The organism is Stenotrophomonas sp. YJH_SMC_73, assembly GCF_059370155.1.
Genome location: NZ_JCAFTJ010000005.1, coordinates 98,039 through 116,830 on the forward strand (window position 1 = coordinate 98,039; position 18,792 = coordinate 116,830).

General features: G+C 66.7%; 10 protein-coding genes. 1 reads left to right on the forward strand and 9 read right to left on the reverse strand.

The window, feature by feature from the left end:
• The first annotated feature begins 155 nt into the window (after window positions 1-155).
• A complete protein-coding gene (locus tag AC5P8R_RS09795) occupies window positions 156-11,048 on the forward strand; it encodes an autotransporter-associated beta strand repeat-containing protein (RefSeq protein ID WP_495223325.1) in 10,893 nt (3,630 codons plus the stop codon).
• A gap of 100 nt (window positions 11,049-11,148) precedes the next feature.
• Here the strand turns inward: AC5P8R_RS09795 and AC5P8R_RS09800 are convergent, their stop codons facing one another.
• From AC5P8R_RS09800 to AC5P8R_RS09840, 9 genes are read right to left on the reverse strand one after another with little or no spacing between them, the layout of a single operon-like run.
• Window positions 11,149-11,775 (reverse strand): hypothetical protein, encoded by a 627-nt coding sequence (locus AC5P8R_RS09800; RefSeq protein ID WP_032958203.1) that lies wholly within the window; start codon window positions 11,773-11,775, stop codon window positions 11,149-11,151.
• A 1-nt stretch (window position 11,776) separates the two neighbouring features.
• Window positions 11,777-12,463, reverse strand: coding sequence for a TadE/TadG family type IV pilus assembly protein (locus AC5P8R_RS09805; RefSeq protein WP_032958205.1), 687 nt, complete (start codon window positions 12,461-12,463; stop codon window positions 11,777-11,779).
• Window positions 12,460-12,843 (reverse strand): DUF192 domain-containing protein, encoded by a 384-nt coding sequence (locus AC5P8R_RS09810; protein WP_041863110.1) that lies wholly within the window; start codon window positions 12,841-12,843, stop codon window positions 12,460-12,462. The genes AC5P8R_RS09805 and AC5P8R_RS09810 overlap by 4 nt, the downstream gene beginning before the upstream one ends.
• Window positions 12,844-12,853: 10 nt before the next feature.
• Window positions 12,854-13,744, reverse strand: a complete 891-nt coding sequence (locus tag AC5P8R_RS09815; protein WP_495223327.1) for a type II secretion system F family protein — start codon at window positions 13,742-13,744, stop codon at window positions 12,854-12,856.
• A complete protein-coding gene (locus tag AC5P8R_RS09820) occupies window positions 13,741-14,595 on the reverse strand; it encodes a type II secretion system F family protein (protein WP_014646168.1) in 855 nt (284 codons plus the stop codon). Before AC5P8R_RS09820 ends, AC5P8R_RS09815 begins: the two co-directional genes overlap by 4 nt.
• Complete coding sequence (locus tag AC5P8R_RS09825; RefSeq protein ID WP_111205553.1) at window positions 14,588-16,312, reverse strand: TadA family conjugal transfer-associated ATPase; 1,725 nt, start codon at window positions 16,310-16,312, stop codon at window positions 14,588-14,590. Before AC5P8R_RS09825 ends, AC5P8R_RS09820 begins: the two co-directional genes overlap by 8 nt.
• A 13-nt stretch (window positions 16,313-16,325) precedes the next feature.
• Window positions 16,326-17,822 carry a type II and III secretion system protein family protein gene (locus AC5P8R_RS09830; RefSeq protein WP_495223328.1) on the reverse strand — a complete coding sequence of 499 codons (1,497 nt, stop codon included), beginning with the start codon at window positions 17,820-17,822 and terminating at the stop codon, window positions 16,326-16,328.
• The gene (cpaB, locus tag AC5P8R_RS09835; RefSeq protein ID WP_014036170.1) at window positions 17,809-18,603 is read right to left on the reverse strand and encodes a Flp pilus assembly protein CpaB; all 795 of its coding nucleotides are present in this window, start codon (window positions 18,601-18,603) and stop codon (window positions 17,809-17,811) included. The genes AC5P8R_RS09830 and cpaB overlap by 14 nt, the downstream gene beginning before the upstream one ends.
• Window positions 18,600-18,785, reverse strand: a complete 186-nt coding sequence (locus tag AC5P8R_RS09840) for a hypothetical protein (protein WP_014646171.1) — start codon at window positions 18,783-18,785, stop codon at window positions 18,600-18,602. Before AC5P8R_RS09840 ends, cpaB begins: the two co-directional genes overlap by 4 nt.
• Between the last annotated feature and the right edge of the window lie 7 nt (window positions 18,786-18,792).

Below are 18,792 nucleotides of genomic sequence, written 5' to 3' on the forward strand. Positions count from 1 at the left end.
CGCACCTGTCCCCGGGTGCGATCGCGTGAAGATGTGAAGATTTTCAGGAGTTAATGCCTTCAGGCCTTGTTCCCGTTCGGGGAGCCGGGGTGGGCCGCATTGTCTCCAAAAAACCTGCCAGCTGTGCCATCCGGTCTTTTCATGGAGATTTACCGATGAACCGCATTTACCGTCTGGTTTTCAATCGTGCCCTTGGGGTAATGCAGGTTGCTTCGGAGGTCGCCCAGAACCCCGGCGGAAGCGCGGTCAGCGCAGGGCGGGTGCCGCGATTGCGGGCGCACCAGCTGGCGGCGGCTTTGGCCGCCACACTGGCCAGCGGATCGGCATTCGCAGCGTGCACGGGCACCACAACCGTAAACTGCGACAGCACCACCAGCATCAACAACTACTCCAACGCGACCAACGGCCTCACGCTGAACATCGACGCGGGTGCATTGCTGCGTACGCCGCCGATCGTAGGTGGCGGCAACGCAGCAACGCTGACCGGCGACAACGTGACGGTCAACAACAATGGCATGATCGATCCGAGCTCGATCATCCTCGCCTCGCCCGGCCTGGTCATCGGCAATGGTTCTGCCAACAACAGCGCGATCGTCGTCAACAACAACGCCAGCGGACAGATCAAGGGTGTCGTCAACATCGCAACGCTGCTGGGCTTCGGTGGACAGGCGCTGGTGGCACAGAATGTCAACGGCACCACCACCATCAACAACGCCGGCCTGATCAGCACGTCGCTGATCGGTGCAGGCAGCGTTTCCGACGCGACCACGGTGGTGACCTATGGTGGTGCAGCCGCCAATGTGGCCAACACAGGCACCATCGACGGACGCGTCGGCCTGGGTGCTTCTGGCGGTAACACGTTCCTCAATGCGGGGGCGGTCAGTGGCAGCGTTCACCTGGGTGATTCAACCGGCGGCAACACCTTCACCGCAGTGTCGGGTTCCAGCGTTGTGAGCGGCGGCGGCAGCGCTCTTGCCGGCGTGATTACCGGTGTCACCGGGGTAAAGGTTGCGGCTGCGGGATCGGTCGACGCCGGTACCGGCAGTGGTGCGGCCAACAACACGCTGGTGTTGCAGAACGTCGTCAGCGGTCCGGGGTCCGGCACCGGCGGAGCGGTGACCACGCTGGGCTGGAACCAGTACCTCAACTTCCAGAAGCTCACCGTCAACAGCGGCACCTGGAACCTGCAGGGTGCGTGGGCGGGTGCAGGTACGACCACGCTCAATGATGGCCTGGTCAATTTCAACAATGCCGGTTCCTTCGGCACAGGGCTGTTCACCGCCAACGGCGGTGCCATCGCCTCTGCCACGGCCGGTCTGAACCTGGCCAACGCTTTCAGCCTTGGTGGCAATCTGTCCCTGGCAGGGACCAATGCGTTCAGCCTGGGGGGCTTGCTGTCCGGTACTGGCGGGCTGACGGTCAACAACACCGGCATCGTTACTCTCGGCGGCGCAAACCTGTTCTCCGGCGGCGTCAACCTCAATGCCGGCGGCCTGGTGCTGGGCAATGCCGGTGCACTGGGCAGCGGCAACCTGACCGTGGGTGGCAGCGCTTCACTGGATACGACGGCGGGCTTCACCCTGGGCAACAATCTGGTGATCAATGGCGGGGGCTCGCTGAACCTGCTGGGCAGCAATGCGTTGTCATTGAACGGTTCGATCTCCGGTGCCGGCAACCTGACCAAGAGCGGCGCCGGCACCCTCACCTTGAACGGCGCCAATGCGCTGACCGGCAGTTTCAACCTGGCCGGAGGCGCGTTGGCGCTGGGCGCGGGCGGCAGCCTGTCACCCACCGGCGCGATCACGGTCGGCGTCGGTACCACCCTGGACCTGTCGGCGGCCGCCAACCAGACCATCGGTTCGCTGGCGGGCCTCGGCGGTTCGGTCAACCTGGGCAGCCACACGCTCACCCTCGCGGGGCTGGGCGATACCAGCTACAGCGGTACGTTCGCCGCAGGCACGGGTGGCCTGGTCAAGCTGGGCACCGGCGTGCAGACCTTGTCGGGCGTGAACAACCTCAGCGGCGGCGTGGCACTCAACGGCGGCGGCCTGCTGCTGGGCAATGCTGCTGCGCTGGGTAGCGGTGCGCTCAGTGTCGGCGGCAACGTGACGCTCGATGGAACCACGGGGGCGCTTGCACTGGCCAACGCGGTCAACCTCGGTTCGGGTGCCAGCCTCAATCTGCTCGGCAACCAGGCGTTGACGTTCAACGGCGTGATCGGTGGCGCCGGTGGCCTGGTCAAGAGCGGTGCGTCGTCGCTGACGCTCAATGGCGCCAACACCTTCGGCGGCGGCGTGGCGTTCAATGCCGGCAGCCTGGTGCTGGGCAACGCTGGAGCACTGGGAACCGGTGCGCTGAATGTTGGTGGCGTGGTGTCGCTCGACACCAGCGCGGCGCTTGCGGTCGGCAATGGCATCACGCTGGGCGCGGGTGGCTCGCTCAATGTGCTGGGCTCGAACGCATTGACGCTGGGCGGCGCCATCGGTGGCACCGGCAGCCTGGTCAAGAACGGTGCAGCCACGCTTACGCTGGGTGGCGCAAATACCTTCACCGGCGGCCTGGCGATCAATGCCGGCAAGGTTGCGGTGGGCAGCGGCGGAAGCCTGGCCGCCGGCGGTGCGGTCAGCCTGGCCGGCGTTGGCGCGGACCTGGACATCTCGCTCGGCGGCAACCAGACCATCGGCGCGCTGTCCGGTATTGCCGGCAGCACGGTGACGCTGGGCAGCAGCACGCTCACCTTCGGTGATGCCACCAACCAGACGTTCGCCGGCGTGATCGGCGGCACCGGTGGCCTGATCAAGCAGGGCACCGGCGTGCAGACGCTGAGCGGCGCCAACACCTTCAGTGGCGGCGTGAATCTGACGGCGGGTGGCCTGCTGCTGGGCGACAGCAGTGCGATCGGCAGCGGGGCGTTGACGGTCAGCGGCAACGGTTCGCTGGATGCCACGACAGCGCTGAACCTGGGCAATGCGATCAACCTCGGCGCGGCCCTGACCCTGCCGGGCAGCCAGAACCTGGCCCTGGCCGGCAACATCACGGGCACCGGCAGCCTGGTCAAGAACGGCGCGGCGACACTGACCTTGAACGGTACCAACACCTTCAGTGGTGGACTGAGCGCGAACGCTGGCGCCCTGCTGCTGGGCAACAGCGGCGCACTCGGCACCGGGACGCTGGGCATCGGTGGCAACGTCTCGCTCGACGGCAGTGCGCCGCTGAACCTGGGCAACAACGTGGCACTGGGTGCAGGCGCCGCGTTGTCGCTGCCGGGTTCGCAGTCGATCACGCTGGGTGGGGTGGTGTCCGGTGCGGGCAGGCTGGTGAAGAACGGTGCCACCACCTTGACTCTCAATGGCGCCAACAGCTTCGGTGGCGGGCTGACCGTCAACGGCGGCGGCCTGCTGCTGGGCAATGCCGGCGCGCTGGGCACCGGTGCATTGTCGGTGGGGGCCAATACCACGCTGGACAGTTCGGTGGCGCTGGACCTGGCCAACAGCGTCAACCTCGGCGCCGGTGCGGTGCTGGATCTGCTGGGCAGCCAGAACGTGTCGCTGGGGGGCGTCATCAGCGGCACCGGCGGGCTGGTCAAGAACGGTGCGGCGACACTGGCGTTGAACGGCGCCAATACGTTCAGCGGGGGCGTCGGGCTCAACGCGGGCGTACTGCAGCTTGGCAACGCACAGGCGCTGGGTACCGGCCAGCTGGACGTGGGCGGCAACGCTTCGCTGGATGCCACTGCGGCGCTTTCGGTGGGCAACACCCTCGGCCTCGCCGCCGGCGCCAACCTCACCGTGCTGGGCAGCAATGACCTGACGCTGACCGGTCCGGTGTTCGGCGCCGGCGGGCTGATCAAGGATGGCGCGGCGCGCCTCACGCTGTCTGGCGCCAACACGTTCGGGGGTGGCACCACCGTCAACGCCGGCACGCTGGCGCTGGGGGCCGGTGGCAGCCTTGCCGCGGCCGGTGCGGTGGATCTTGCCGGCGCCGGTGCGACGCTGGACATCTCCGCAGCCGGTGCCGCGCAGACCATTGGCGCACTCAACGGCGTCGCAGGCAGCCAGCTGGCGCTGGGCGCGCAGTCGCTGACCTTTGGCGGCGCCGGCAACGGCAGCTTTGCCGGCGTGATCGGTGGCACTGGCGGCCTGGTCAAGACGGGTACCGGCGTGCAGACGCTGTCCGGTGCCAACACCTTCAGTGGCGGTGTTGCACTCAACGCGGGTGGCCTGATCCTCGGCAATGCCAGCGCGCTCGGCACCGGTGCGCTGGGCATCGGTGGCACTACCACGCTGGACAGCGGGGTGGCGTTGAACCTGGCCAATGCAGTGAACTTCGGTGCGGGCACGCAGCTGACGCTGGGCGGCAGCAACGATGTCACGCTCGGTGGCGTGGTGGCCGGCAATGGCAGCCTGGTCAAGAACGGTGCGGGCCTGCTGACCCTCAACAACACCAACACCTTCGCTGGCGGCCTGACCCTGAACGGTGGTGGCCTGGTCGTCGGTGCGGATGGTGCGCTTGGTACCGGCGCGCTGGCGGTGAATACCAGCACCACGCTGGATGCGGGCGCGGCAGTGACGCTCGGCAATGCGGTCACGCTGGGCTCGGGCGTTGCACTGACGGTGCCGGGCAGCAATGCGCTGACGCTGTCGGGCGTGGTCGGCGGCAATGGCAGCCTGATCAAGAACGGCGCTACCACGCTGACGCTGTCCGGTGCCAACACCTACACCGGCGGTACCACCATCAATGCCGGCACGCTGGCGCTGGGCACGGGCGGCAGCCTGGCCGCGGCGGGTGACGTCACGTTGGGCGCGGGCGCCGGCTTCGATATCTCCGGTGCCGGCAGCAGCCAGACCATCGGCGCACTCAATGGTCTGGGCGGCAGCACGCTGGCGCTGGGCGGAAACTCATTGACGTTCGGTACGGCCGGCAACGCCGCGTTCGACGGCGTGATCAGTGGCGGCGGGGGGCTGATCAAGGTGGGCGCGGGCGTACAGACGCTGTCCGGTGCCAACACCTTTGGCGGCGGCGTGACCCTCAATGCAGGCGGGCTGGTACTCGGCAATGACGCGGCGCTGGGCACCGGTGCATTGACGGTCGGCGGTGCTGCCACGCTGGATACCACCGGCCTGGCAACGCTGGCCAACAACATCGCGCTCAACGCCGGGCTGACCGTGCTCGGGACCAACGCACTGACGCTCAACGGCGTCCTTTCCGGTGCCGGCAGCCTGACCAAGAACGGCAGCGCGACGCTGACCTTGAATGGCATCAACAGCTATACCGGTGGCACCAACATCAACGCCGGCACGCTGGCGCTGGGGGCCGGTGCCAGCCTGGCGGCGAGCGGTACCGTGAACCTCGCCACAGGTGCCACGCTGGATCTGTCTGCCGGCAGCGGCACGCAGGTGTTCGGAACCCTGGTCGGCAACGGTACGGTGAACCTCGGCGCCAACTCGATCGAAGTCGGCGGCGCCACCAATGGCACCTTCAGTGGCTCGATCGCAGGCACGGGTGGCCTGACCAAGGTCGGTACGGGCATCGAGACGCTGACCGGTGCCAACACCTACACCGGCGGCACCTTCATCACTGCCGGTACGCTGGCGATTGGTCCGGGCGGCAGCCTTGCAGCCACCGGCGCGGTGACGCTGAGCGCTGCAGGCACCGGCTTCGATATCTCCACCGCAGGGGCCAACCAGACCATCGGCTCGTTGAAAGGGGTGGCGGGCTCGACGGTGAGCCTGGGTGCACAGACGCTGACACTCGGTGGTGTGGGCAACAGCCTCTTCGATGGCGCGATTTCCGGCACCGGTGGCCTGGTCAAGAATGGCGCCGGCGTCCTCACACTGGGAGGCGCCAATCTGTTCAGTGGTGGCGTCGCACTCAACGGCGGTGGCCTGGTGGTCGGCAACAACGCTGCGCTCGGCAGCGGTGCGCTGGCAGTGGGCGGCAACGCGACGCTGGACGCATCGACAGGCGTCAACCTGGCCAACAACATCGGGCTCGCAGCGGGCGCGAACCTCGACCTCCTTGGCAGCCAGGCGCTGACACTGGGCGGTGTGATTTCCGGTACCGGCGGCCTGGTCAAGGACGGTGCGGCCACCGTGACCCTGAGCGGTGCCAACACCTACACCGGTGGTACCACCATCAACAACGGCACGCTGGCGATCGGCGCGGGTGGCAGCCTCGCCGCGACCGGCGCGGTGAACCTGGCCGGTGCCGGCACGTTCGACATTTCGGCGGGCAACCAGGCCATCGGCTCGCTGGCCGGCGTCGCCGGCAGCACGGTGGCGCTGGGTGGCAGCACGCTGACCCTGGGCGGCACCGTGGACAGCACCTTCAGCGGTGCGATCAGTGGCAACGGCGGCCTGGTCAAGAACGGTGCAGGCGTGCAGACGCTCAACGGCGGCAGCACCTTCAGCGGCGGCGTAACGCTCAACGCCGGCGGCCTGGTGGTCGGCAACAATGCTGCGCTGGGCACCGGTGCGGTGACGGTCGCGGGCGCTGCGACGCTCGATTCGAACACAGCGGTCACCCTCGCCAACAACTTCACCCTCAACAACGCGTTGACCGTCCTCGGCAGCAACAACCTCACCCTCAACGGCAACCTGAGCGGCACCGGCAGCCTGACCAAGGAGGGAGCCGCAACGCTGACCCTGAACGGCACCAACACCTACACCGGTGGCACCAACATCAACGCCGGTACATTGGCACTGGGCGCTGGCGCGAGCCTGCACGCCAGTGGCATCGTCAACCTGGCCTCGGGTGCGACCTTCGATCTGTCGGCGGGCAGCGGCACGCAGCAGTTCGGCACACTGGTCGGCAACGGTACGGTGAACCTGGGGGCCAACACGCTGACGATCGGTGATGCCAGCAATGGCACGTTCAGTGGTTCGTTGGCCGGCTCGGGTGGCCTGATCAAGGAAGGCTCGGGGACCCAGACGCTGACCGGCACCAACACCTTCACCGGGGGTACCACCATCAACGCCGGCACGCTGGCGATCGGCGCCGGTGGCAGCCTGGCGGCGACCGGTGCGGTGAACCTGGCCAATGCCGGTACCACCTTCGACATCAGCGCGGGTGGTGCGCAGGCGATCGGTTCGCTGGCAGGCGTGGCGGGTTCGACCGTTGCGCTGGGCGGCAGCACGCTGACCCTCAATGGCGTGGGCAATACCACGTTCGCCGGCACCATCGGAGGGGCCGGTGGCCTGGTAAAGAACGGCGCAGGCATCCAGGGCTTGACTGGCGTCAACGTCTTCATGGGCGGCGTGACCCTCAATGCCGGTGGCCTGCTGCTGGGCAACGACGGTTCGCTGGGCACCGGCGCGCTGACCGTGGGCGGCAACGCCAGCCTGGACGGCACCAGCGCGCTGACCCTGGCCAACACCGTGCAGCTGGCCAATGGCACGCTGACCCTGGCGGGCAGCAACGCGCTGACCTTGAATGGCCCGATCAGCGGCGCTGGCGGCCTGCTGAAAGATGGCGCGGCAACCGTCACCCTGGGCGGCGCCAGCACCTACACCGGTACCACCACCATCAACAGCGGCACGCTGGCGGTGGCGGCCGGTGGCAGCCTGTCCGGTGCCAGCACGGTGAACCTGTCCGGTGCCGGCACGTTGGACATCAGTGCCGGTGGCAGCCAGAGCATCGGTGGCCTGGCCGGCGTGACCGGATCCAGCGTGGTGCTGGGCGGTGCGACCCTGACCACCGGCGGCAACAACGGCAGCACCACCTTCGGCGGTGTGCTCAGTGGCACTGGTGGCCTGGTGCAGAGCGGCACCGGCACGCTGACCTTGAGCGGCGACAACGTCTATACCGGCGGCACCACCATCAATGGTAGCAGCACGCTGCAGATCGGCAACGGCGGCAGCACCGGCTCGGTGCTGGGCGACATCACCAACAATGGCAGCCTGGTCTACAACCTGGGCACGACGGCAACCGTGGGCGCGGTGGTCAGTGGCAGCGGCGGCCTGACCCAGGCCGGTAGTGGCACGCTGGTGCTGACCGGCAACAACACCTACACCGGCGGTACCACCATCAATGCCGGCGGCACGCTGCAGGTGGGCAATGGCGGTGCGACCGGCGCGATCGTCGGTGACATCACCAACAACGGTGCGCTGGTGTCCAACGTGGCCGGCAACACCTTGCTGGGCGGCACCATCAGCGGCACCGGTGGCCTGACCCAGGCCGGTGCCGGTACGCTGACCCTGACCGGCAACAACACCTATACCGGCGGTACCACCATCAATGCCGGCGGCACGCTGCAGGTGGGCAATGGCGGTGCCACCGGTGCGATCACCGGCAATGTCGCCAACAACGGCAGCCTGGTCTTCGACGTCGCGGGCAACACCACCGTCGGCGGCGCGATCAGTGGCAGTGGTGGCCTGACCCAGGCCGGCAGCGGGGTGCTGACCCTGGTCGGCAACAACACCTACAGCGGCGGTACCACCATCAATGCCGGCGGCACGCTGCAGGTGGGCAATGGCGGTACAACCGGCGCCATCGCCGGCGACATCACCAACAACGGTGCGTTGATTTCCAACGTGGCCGGCAACACCGCGCTGGGCGGCACCATCAGTGGCAGTGGCGGCCTGACCCAGGCCGGCAGCGGTACGCTGCTGCTGACCGGCACCAACACCTACACCGGCGGTACCACCATCAATGCCGGTGGCACGCTGCAGCTGGGCAATGGCGGTGCGACCGGTTCGATCGTCGGTGACGTCACCAACAATGGCACGCTGCTGTCCAACGTGGCCGGCAACACCACGCTGGGCGGCACCATCAGCGGCAGTGGCGGCCTGACCCAGGCCGGCAGCGGCACGCTGACCCTGACCGGCAACAACACCTATACCGGCCCGACCACCATCAACGCCGGTGGCACGCTGCAGGTTGGCAATGGCGGCGCGACCGGTGCGATCGGCGGCAGTGTCGTCAACAACGGCAGCCTGGTGTTCAACGTGGGTGGCAACAGCACCGTCGGCGGCGCCATCAGCGGCAGCGGCGGCCTGACCCAGGCCGGCACCGGCACCGTGGTCCTGGCCGGCAACAACACCTATACCGGCGGCACCACCATCAACACCGGCGGCACGCTGCAGGTCGGCAACGGTGGCGCGAGCGGTGCGATCACCGGCAACGTCAGCAACAACGGCAGCCTGGTGTTCAACGTGGGCGGCAACACCACCGTCGGCGGCACCATCAGCGGCAGCGGCGGCCTGACCCAGGCCGGCACCGGCACCGTGATCCTGACCGGCAACAACACCTATACCGGTGGCACCACCATCAACGCCGGTGGCACGGTGCAGGTCGGCAACGGTGGGGCCAGCGGCGCGATCACCGGCAACATCACCAACAACGGTGGCCTGGTGATCAACACCGGTGGCACCACCACGCTGGGCGGCAGCATCAGCGGCGGCGGCAGCATCGTGCAGGCCGGCCCCGGTGGCCTGAACCTCGGCGGCAACAGTGGTGGCTTCAACGGTACCGGCCAGGTCACCGGCGGCGGCCTGAATGTCACCGGCACCATCGGCGGCCAGTGGACCATCGGCAGCGGTACCACGCTGTCCGGCACCGGCACCATTGGTGGCACCGGCGGTGGCGTGACGGTGTCCAGTGGTGGCGTGCTGTCGCCGGGTAATGGCCCGGGCAACGGCAGCGGCACAGGCAATGGCACCGGCACGATCACCGTGGGTGGCAACCTGACCCTGTCGCCGGGCAGCACGCTGGGCATCGATCTGGGTGCCAGCGGCAGCGATACGGTACAGGTGGGCGGCAGCGCCAACGTGGGTGGCAGCACCGTAAAGGTGAACACCATCTCGCCGAGCACCAGCTACCAGCAGGGCCAGCAGTACACGGTGATCAACGCGGGCGGTGGGGTGAGCGGGCAGTTCGCCTCGGCGAACTCGCCGTCGGCCTTCCTGACCATCACCCCGGTCTACACCGCCAACACCGCCAACCTGCAGATCGACGTGGCGCAGACGGCGGCGTTCACCACCGTGGCCAACACGCGCAACCAGTACAACACCGCTGCGGCGCTGGACAGCCTGCCGCAGAGTGGCGCGGCGCTGGGCCTGTACAACACGGTGCTGCTGTATGACGCCAGCACTGCGCGCAGCGCATTCGACCAGCTCTCCGGCGAAGTGCACGCGGCCAGCCGCGCGGTGCTGCTGTACGACAACTATCTGGAAGAGGGCATCCGCCAACGCCTGGGCAGTGAGCTGCCGACCGTGCGTGGTGAGCGTGCCTCGGCCTGGCTGGCTGGTAGCGGCAAGGTGTTCAAGCAGGATGGCGATGGCAATGGCGATGAGATCCGTTCCAACCGCAATGCGGTGATGGCGGGTGTGGACTGGCAGCTGGGTGAACACGTGGTGCTGGGTGCGGCGGCCGGCAACGAACGGCTGGATACGCGCCTGTACGATCGCAGTTCGCGCGCCCGCCTGCGCGGCAACACGTTCGGCCTGTATGCACAGGGACAGTGGAACAACGGCTTTGCGGTCGGTGGCAGCGTGTCGCGCGGTGACTACCGCACGCGCACCACGCGTGAAGTGCCTCTGCTGGGCCAGACCCTGTACAGCCGCCAGGATTCGGACGTTACCATCGCCCAGGTCGAAGGCAGCTGGACCTGGACCCATGGCAGGACCCAACTGCAGCCGTACGTGCAGTTCACCCGGCACTGGGTCGACAGTGATCGTGCGCTGGAGCAGGGTGGCAGTGCCGCACTGGTGCTGGAAGGCGGCAAGGACACGCTCAACGTCAGCACGGTGGGCGTGCGGGGCCGCTGGGACGTGGGTAGCGGCGCGCGCTTCCCGGCGCAGCTGACCGTCGGCCTGGGCTGGCAGCATGCATCGGGTGACACCGATGTGGCCAGCCGCAACCGCTTCGCGGTCGGTGGCGATGCCTTCGATGTCTACAGCGCGGTGATGGCACGCAATGCGCTGGTCAGCCAGCTCGGCGTGGCGGTCGGCCTGGGTCGCAACAGCCAGCTGTCGATGTTCGTGCAGGGCCAGCACGGTGATGGCCGCCGCGATGTCGGCGGGCAGATCAACCTGCGGGTAGGCTTCTAAGGGGGGCGGGCCAGCGGTGGATCCACGCGCTGCGTGGATCTACCGGCGCGGAGAGAGTGAGACCTCCCGCGCCACGGTGTCGGCACTGCAACCACCTCGCTCAGTTCGCCGCATCCTGCGTGCGTCGACGCAATCCGGCGGGCGGGTCGAACAGGCTCGACGGCACCTCATCGAAAGTGACCTCGGTAACCCGCAGGCCGCGTTCGGTACGCTGGTTGCCGGTGCGTCCGCGGTAACCCAGCAGCAGGCCCGTGCGGGTATCGATCCACAACGTGCCGGAGGTGGTGCCATCAGGGCCCTGCGCATTGTCATAGCGCCAGCCGGCAGCGAGGCGACCCAGGATGAACTCGCCGGGTGCGGGAGAGCAGCGCCCTCCGATCGTGTGGCATGGGGCGGCAGGATCGTACCAGTAGGGACCACTGGCGTCGGCGACCGGCAGCGTGTAGTTGCCGCGCTCGCTCACCAGCCATGCCCGGCCGCGCTGGCCCTGGGTGGTCAGCCATGCATCGGGCGCATTGTCGCCGCGGAAATCAATACGGATGGCAGGCCCGCGCAAACGGATCTCGACCTCGACCTCACCACCAGGCGAGCTTGGACCGAGTGGGCCCAGGCCATAAGCGCGTGCCAGCAATCGCGCCTGTGGAGGTTCGTTGTCAGCAGCGTCCGTGGATTGCGCGGCGACGGCCCAGGTTGCTGCCATCAACAGGCTGGCCAGCAGCACCTGCATGTCAGCGCGCCAGGTTGTTGCTGTCATGCACGGGGCTCTGCATGCGGACGATCGCGTAGGACTCGATCGGCATGCGGCGATGGCCGGTGATCGGGTCCTCGATCAGCATCGAGGCCGGGCGGAAGCTGTCGCCTTCGCTGACCAGGTCTGAAAGACCGGCAATCACCCGGTCGGCAAAGGGAACGATCAGGGGCATCGGATAGGTGACCTTGATCTTGAGGATGTTGGCGTCCTGCACGCTGACGCGGCTGCTGCCGACACGTGCATCGCGGAAGGCAAGATTGTCGTTCGGCAGCGCATAGCGCCCATCGAACTGGCGCTCGCGGAACTCGTTGTACGCCGCGCGGCTGGGTGAAATGACCTCGATCTTCGGTGACAGCAACGGGTTCTTCCACAGCAGGGCGACCTTGGCGCGGGCGGCGACGGCACCGGCGGCATCCGGCGAGGTCGCGTACAGGGGAGCCATCGCCATTTCCAGTGCGCTGCGCATCTCGGAATGATTGACGCCACTGACCGCGCCGGCACGCGCGGCCTGCAGCGTGGCGAAATCCAGCAGCGACTTGGCGCGATAGATCAGGACGAACTGGAAGATGACCAGGATGAGGAAGACGAAGGCCGGAACCACGATGCAGAATTCAATCAGCGATTGGCCCCGCTGCTGGCGGATGGATGTGCGGATGTGCTTCATTGCAACGCCCTCGTGGATGGCGGTGCCGCAGGCGGAGAAGGGCACCATTGGAACGTCTCGCCCAGCACCGGGGCAATATGCCTGAGGCTGTCCACCGGCATTTCCAGCGTCGAGTAGGCGCCGCGGCACCAGGCGCCGCGCCATGGGCGCACGGCCTCGCGCCAGCCAACGGCGCGCTGATCGCGGTCCAGGAACAACAGGTCGAGTGGATACCCCATGGCCAGGGTGTGCACGCTCGAGCAGGGGGTTATCAGCAGGCCTTGCCCAGGCTGGAGTGGCGCGCGCAACAGCAGGCCGCGCAGCCGCTGGTGCCAGCGATCGGCATGCCAGACGCAGCTGAGCAACTGCTGGTGGTTGCGGATCAGGGCGCCGGTTCTCATGTGCGGGGACTCACAGGATGCCCTGCTGCTTCATCTGCAGGAAGATGAAGTAGGCCAGGACGACGAAGATCAGCGGGAAGAAGAACAGCACCAGCGGCAGCATCATCTTCACCGGTGCTTCCAGGGCCAGCTTCTCGGCGCGAAGGAAGCGCTCTTCGCGGCGCTGCATGGCCTGCGAGCGCAGTGTGTCACTCAGGCTGGCACCCACCCGGTCCGCCTGGATCAAGGCGCTGGTGAAGCTGGTCAACTGGGAGATGTCGGCGCGATCGGACATGCGCCGCAGCGCTTCGGCACGCGGAAGGCCGGCGCGCAGATCACGCAACATGCGCGAGAACTCCTGTGACAGCGGACCGTGTGGACCCTTGTCGACGGACTGTTCGATCGCACCGGTGATGTTCAGGCCCGCTTCGACGGCCATGGTGATGAAGTCGAGGAAGATAGGCAGGTCGCGGATCACATGCTTGGAGCGCGCTTTCCGCCGTTCGCCCAGCCACAGCGTGGGATACATCCACCCGAACGGTGCGCCGAATGCCAGGGCCATCAGCACGGAGCCGACTCCGAACCGGCCCAGCAGGATGATGGTGAGCAACAGGAAGGTACTGGCCACGGCGGCGGAGACGATCCGTGCGCCATACAGTTCTTCCGGTGACAGCACGAAGTCCTGGCCGGCCGACTGCAGGCTGCGATGCGCGCGCTCCAGCTGTGCCGAGGACAGGCGCGGCCCGGCCAGGCGCGTAGCGACCGTAATCAGCGGCCACAGGATGCGCAGCAGCAGCGGCAGCGGATCCTGGTAGTTGCGCTGGTCCACCTCGACCGACTGCACCAGTCCGCGCAGCGCGAATGCAAGCAGCCCAACAGCGGCAGCGGCAAGCAGTGCGACCAGGATGAGCAGGGCGTTCATATATCGATCGTCATGATTTTGCGGCACATGCGGTAGCCGAGGTATTCCAGTACCCCGATCAGGGCCATGACGCACCAGCCGATGAAGGTGTGGAACATGGGGTTCATCGTTTCTGGATAGAACAGCACGAGGAAGCCGACAAGGCCGGCTGGCAGCATCGCCATGACGATGCCCTGCAGGCGCCCCTGCGCGGTAAGTGCCTTGACCTTGCCTTCCATGATGAGCTTGCGCCGCAGCGTTTCGGCGAGCGTGGAGAGGCTCTCGGCGAGATTGCCACCAACCTCGCGCGAAATGCTGACGGCGGCCACGAACAGCTTCACGTCGGCAATGGGCACGCGGGCGGCGAAGTTGTCCAGCGCCTCCTCCGTGCGCACGCCCATGTGCTGCTCGCGCAGTACCAGTGCCAGCTCCTGGGCCAGCGGAGGCAGGCCGTCATGGGCCAGTGCTTCCAGCGCAGGATTGAAGCCGACGCCGGCCTTGAGGCTGCCGGCCAGCATCAGCAGCCCGTCGGGCAACTGCTGCTGGATCTGGTCGAGGCGGCGCTGCTTCAGCCACAGGTAGATCTTGCGTGGCGCTATGGCCAGCAGGATCAGGGCCAGGATCGGCAGCAGCAGGTTGCCGCCGGTGACGATCCACAGCAGCACGGGAATCGCCAGCAGCATCAGGACATTGGTCCTGAATAGCACGCGCGGGTCGACGAACAGGAACATGTCGGCCAGATTGACCCGCGCCTGGTCCATGAAGTTGGCGCGGTAACGGTCCATGAAGCCGGAGCTGGCACGCGCCAGCAACAGCACCGAGCCCGTCACGCAGGCAAAACACAGCAGGGCGATCAGCAGGATGTCACTCATTCCGCCGTCCCCCGGTACGGAAAATGTCCAGGTCAACGGCGACGCCGCGCTCGGCAAGCTCTTCATAGAACTCCGGCACTGCACCGGTCGCGACGAACTCGCCCACCACCTTGCCATCGCGTCCGGCAGTGGAGCGTGCCTTGAACAGGAACACATCCTGCAGCTGGATGGTTCCGCTTTCCATGCCCGTCAACTCAGTGATGTGGCTGACCTTGCGCGAACCGCAGGGGAAGCGCTTCTGGTGCACGATCAGGTCCACTGCCGACGAGATCTGTTCGCGCACCACCGTCATCGGCAGCTCCATGCCGGACATCATGACCATCACTTCCAGGCGCGACAGCGCCTCGCGCGGATTGTTGGCATGGGCGGTGGTCAGCGATCCTTCGTGGCCGGTGTTCATGGCCTGCAGCATGTCCAGTGCTTCGCCGCCGCGGCACTCGCCGACCACGATGCGGTCCGGGCGCATGCGCAGCGCGTTGCGCACCAGGTCGCGGATGGAAATATGGCCCTTGCCTTCCATGTTGGGAGGACGCGCTTCCAGGGCAACCAGGTTGGGCTGGACGAGCTTCAGTTCGGCCGCGTCCTCGATGGTGACGATGCGATCGGTATCGGGAATGAAGTTGGAAAGGATGTTGAGCAGGGTGGTCTTGCCGGAGCCGGTGCCGCCGGTGACGACGATGTTGCGCCGTTCGCGCACCGCAACGATCAGGAATTCCAGCATCGGCTGGCTGAGCGAACCGAAGGTGAGCAGGTCCTTTCCTTCCAGCTTGCGCTTGGCGAACTTTCGGATGCTGATGCTCGGGCCGCGCAGCGCCACCGGCGGAATGATGGCGTTGACGCGGGAGCCATCCTTCAGCCGCGCGTCGACCATCGGCGAGCTTTCGTCGATGCGGCGACCGAGGGGCGTCACGATGCGCTCGATGGCTGACAGCACCGCGCGGTCACTGGTGAAGACAATGGGGGACCGTTCGATCCGGCCCGCACGTTCAATGAAGATCTGGTCGTGCGCGTTGACCATGATTTCCGTCACCGTCGCATCGTCGATCAGGTCTTCCAGCGGGCCCAGGCCGATGGCCTCATCGAGCACCTCCTTGGCCAGCCTGCGTGGGTTGATCGTCTTGGGCAGCTCGGAGAACTCCCGTTGCATCACCTCATCGATCAGCTTGATCGTGGCGTTGCGCAGCGACTCATCGTCCATGCTGCGCACGTCAAGCCGGCGCAGGTCCATCTGCTTGACCAGCGAGGCATGCAGCTTTGCACGATAGACCGCCATGTCCGGCGGCAGCTGCTCCGGCCGCGCCAGCTGGCGTTCGCTGGATGGCTGCGCCGGTGCGGGTGCCGGTGCGGGCGTGGCGTCCACCGGTACATCGTTGGCCGCGCCCGCATTGAAACTTCCAGCATCGGCGAGGGGTTCGGCCGGCGGGTCGTCGTCCACCACCTGCAGCAGGTAGTCGCCGATCTGCACGCGGTCACGGCTGGTGAGCGGGCCACGGCTGCCTTTGACCTGTTCGCCATTCACCAGTACCGGCGAGCGGCCTCCCAGGCTCTCGATGAAGATGCCCTGGTCCTCGCGCTTCAGCGCCGCATGGCGTTGGGCGATGCTCCAGCCCTGCAGCACCACCAGGTTGCCGTCGCCACGGCCGATCCCGCATTCACGGTGCAGGCAGCGGACACGTCGCTGGTCGCGGTTGGGTGTGTCGATGAGGATGTTGAACATGCGACGGCTCCGGTCACTGCACGAAATCTATGTTCCGGCGCGGCATGGCCTGCTGGCCGCGCTCCTGGATCTGTCGCGCTCGCTCCAGGCCATCGAGGTTTTCCTGCGAGCCCGGCGTCACCACGCGCGGAGTAACGAACATCACCAGCTCGGTACGGTTGCCACGGAAGCCATCGGAGCGGAACAGCTTTCCGAGGATCGGGATATCGCCCAGCAGCGGCAGGCGCTTGGCATCCTGCTGCGCGCTGGAGTCGATCAGCCCGGAGATGACGATGGTTTCCCCTGCGTGGACGTTGATTTCCGACTCGGTGCGGCGGGTGGTGAAGCCAGGCACGCCCTGCACGGTCACCGTCGGATCGACGCGGCTGACCTCAGCCAGGATGCGGGTGGAGATGTCCTGGTTGAAGTTGACCAGGGGCTCGATGTCGAGCTTGATGCCGTATTCCTTGTAGTCGACGGTGACCTGGCCGAAACCCTGCGGAACCGGGATCGGCACTTCGCCGCCGGCCAGGAACTTGGCCTGCCCGCCGCTGCGGGCGCTGAGTTGGGGCGAGGCCAGCAGGAACGCCTTGCCCTTGTTCATCATCAGGTTGATCGCCGAGCCGATCTGCGTGGCGATGCCAAAGAAGGCCTGGGTTCCCTGCAGCTTGTTCGGCAGCAGCACGCCGTTGGCCGGGCTCTGCTCGGGGTTGATGCGGTAGTAGTTGTTGTTGGTGAAATCCTTGACGATGCCCGCCACCGGGCCACGGATGACGTTGTCCCACTGGATGCCGAGTTCTTCCAGCGCATTGGTGTCGAATTCCATGATCTTCACGTCCATCTGCACCATCGGGCGCATGCCCACCGGGTCGGCAGTAGTGAAATTCAACACCGTCGGGTAGATCTTCTGGATCGCATCAATGCGGCTGCCGATGCCCGGGTTGATGTCCTGGCCGGTAATGACCACACGGTCGGCGACCGCATGCACATTGATCTTTTCCACGTCGGCCAGCAGGGTACGGATGGTCTCGGCCAGGCTGACGGCATCGTTCTCGGAGATGTCCACCTGCACCTGCAGCTGCTTGCCGTTCTGCAGCCACAGGTGAACCGTGGTGGAGCCGGGCTTCATGCCCATCATGATCAGGTCGCGCGGGCCGACGTTGGTGACCTCGAGCATCTCGCCACTACCGACGGCCACGCGCTTGAGCCCGCTGGGCAGCGTGTAGACGGCGGCCTGGCCGGCATAGATCCGGGCGCGGGTGGGCAGTGGCACCGCGGGCATGGCCGACGCGCTGGTGCGATAGGCGGGATCGGGAACCGGCGCCGGGAAGGCGCTCTGCCCACCGGGTACCGGTGCATGGTTGGTGTTGGGCTGCGGTTGCGCCTGGACAGCAGGGTGCGGTGCGGCCATGACCGGTACCGGGGTCAGCTGGGTGCCGGTGGTCTGTGCCACGGCCAGCAGTGGCGAGGTGACAACAGCGATGGCCGCAGTGGCGGCGATGAGGCTGCGGATTCCATTATTGCTGCGCATTCGTCGACCCTTTGCCCCCAATGATGAATTGCACGCCAGCACGACCCTGCGTGCCGTTGCCGAGCAGTTCCCTCTGCGTCATGCCACTGAGGCCGAACGCACCACGATCCTCCACCTGGCGAAGCATCACCCGCATCGAACCGGCCTTGGCGGCGACCGTGAGTCGCTGCGCCTGTGCCGGTGTCAGTTCCAGAGTGATGTTCGAATAGCCCTGCTGGTCTTCCGAGGCCGGCGTTTCGCCGACGCGGTTGCCGGTTGCCAGAACGTTGATGTCCTCAAGCAGCGGCAGCACCCGGGCACCGGTCTGTTCCTGCTCGACGGTGAGCAGGATGTCGACGTGATCCCCGGGAGCAATCATGCCGGAGATCGAGTTCGTCTCGTCCACCTGGAGGGTGTAGCCCACGTTGCCCTTGGCGATCACGCGCGAGAACTGGTCGTACAGCGGTACCAGTGCACTGGCACCCAGCGGTGCACCTTCGCGGATCGGCGCGCGCAGCATGCGGCCGCTGTACTCGGACACATTGTCCGGCGTGATCGCATCGGCAGGCGGCAGGTCGGCGGGGACTTCGCGCACTGCAAGGTCGGCAACGGTGACAATGCTGCCCGGCTCCATGTCGGTCTTGGGCACGGCTACCGGCACCATTTCCACCGGCGGAGCGGCACGCTCGTTCACCGCCTTCTGCACGTAGCGCACGGCGACCAGGGCCGCGAACAGGCCGAGCGCGAGGGCGATGATGATGAAGACGACGTTGCGGTTGGCTTTCAGCGGGAGCGCCTTCATACGACTCCCATCGACAGCATGTAGGTGAACCCCTGGTACGCCTTGCGCAGTGAATCGATCAGCTCGAGCACGATGTTCGGCTCGGCGACCAGGACCAGGACACCGACGGAAGCGACCACGGCGTACTCGATCAGTGCGGCCCCGCGCTGGCGGCGTAGGGACGGGGGAATGCGTTTTCTCATGGCGGTG

Coding starts and splice junctions, on each gene's coding strand:
- AC5P8R_RS09805 (WP_032958205.1), bottom strand. CDS start 12,463: ATGAAGCACATCCGCACATCCATCCGCCAGCAGCGGGGCCAATCGCTG.
- cpaB (WP_014036170.1), bottom strand. CDS start 18,603: ATGAAGGCGCTCCCGCTGAAAGCCAACCGCAACGTCGTCTTCATCATC.
- AC5P8R_RS09820 (WP_014646168.1), bottom strand. CDS start 14,595: ATGAGTGACATCCTGCTGATCGCCCTGCTGTGTTTTGCCTGCGTGACG.
- AC5P8R_RS09830 (WP_495223328.1), bottom strand. CDS start 17,822: ATGCGCAGCAATAATGGAATCCGCAGCCTCATCGCCGCCACTGCGGCC.
- AC5P8R_RS09840 (WP_014646171.1), bottom strand. CDS start 18,785: ATGAGAAAACGCATTCCCCCGTCCCTACGCCGCCAGCGCGGGGCCGCA.
- AC5P8R_RS09800 (WP_032958203.1), bottom strand. CDS start 11,775: ATGCAGGTGCTGCTGGCCAGCCTGTTGATGGCAGCAACCTGGGCCGTC.
- AC5P8R_RS09815 (WP_495223327.1), bottom strand. CDS start 13,744: ATGAACGCCCTGCTCATCCTGGTCGCACTGCTTGCCGCTGCCGCTGTT.
- AC5P8R_RS09795 (WP_495223325.1), top strand. CDS start 156: ATGAACCGCATTTACCGTCTGGTTTTCAATCGTGCCCTTGGGGTAATG.
- AC5P8R_RS09825 (WP_111205553.1), bottom strand. CDS start 16,312: ATGTTCAACATCCTCATCGACACACCCAACCGCGACCAGCGACGTGTC.
- AC5P8R_RS09810 (WP_041863110.1), bottom strand. CDS start 12,843: ATGAGAACCGGCGCCCTGATCCGCAACCACCAGCAGTTGCTCAGCTGC.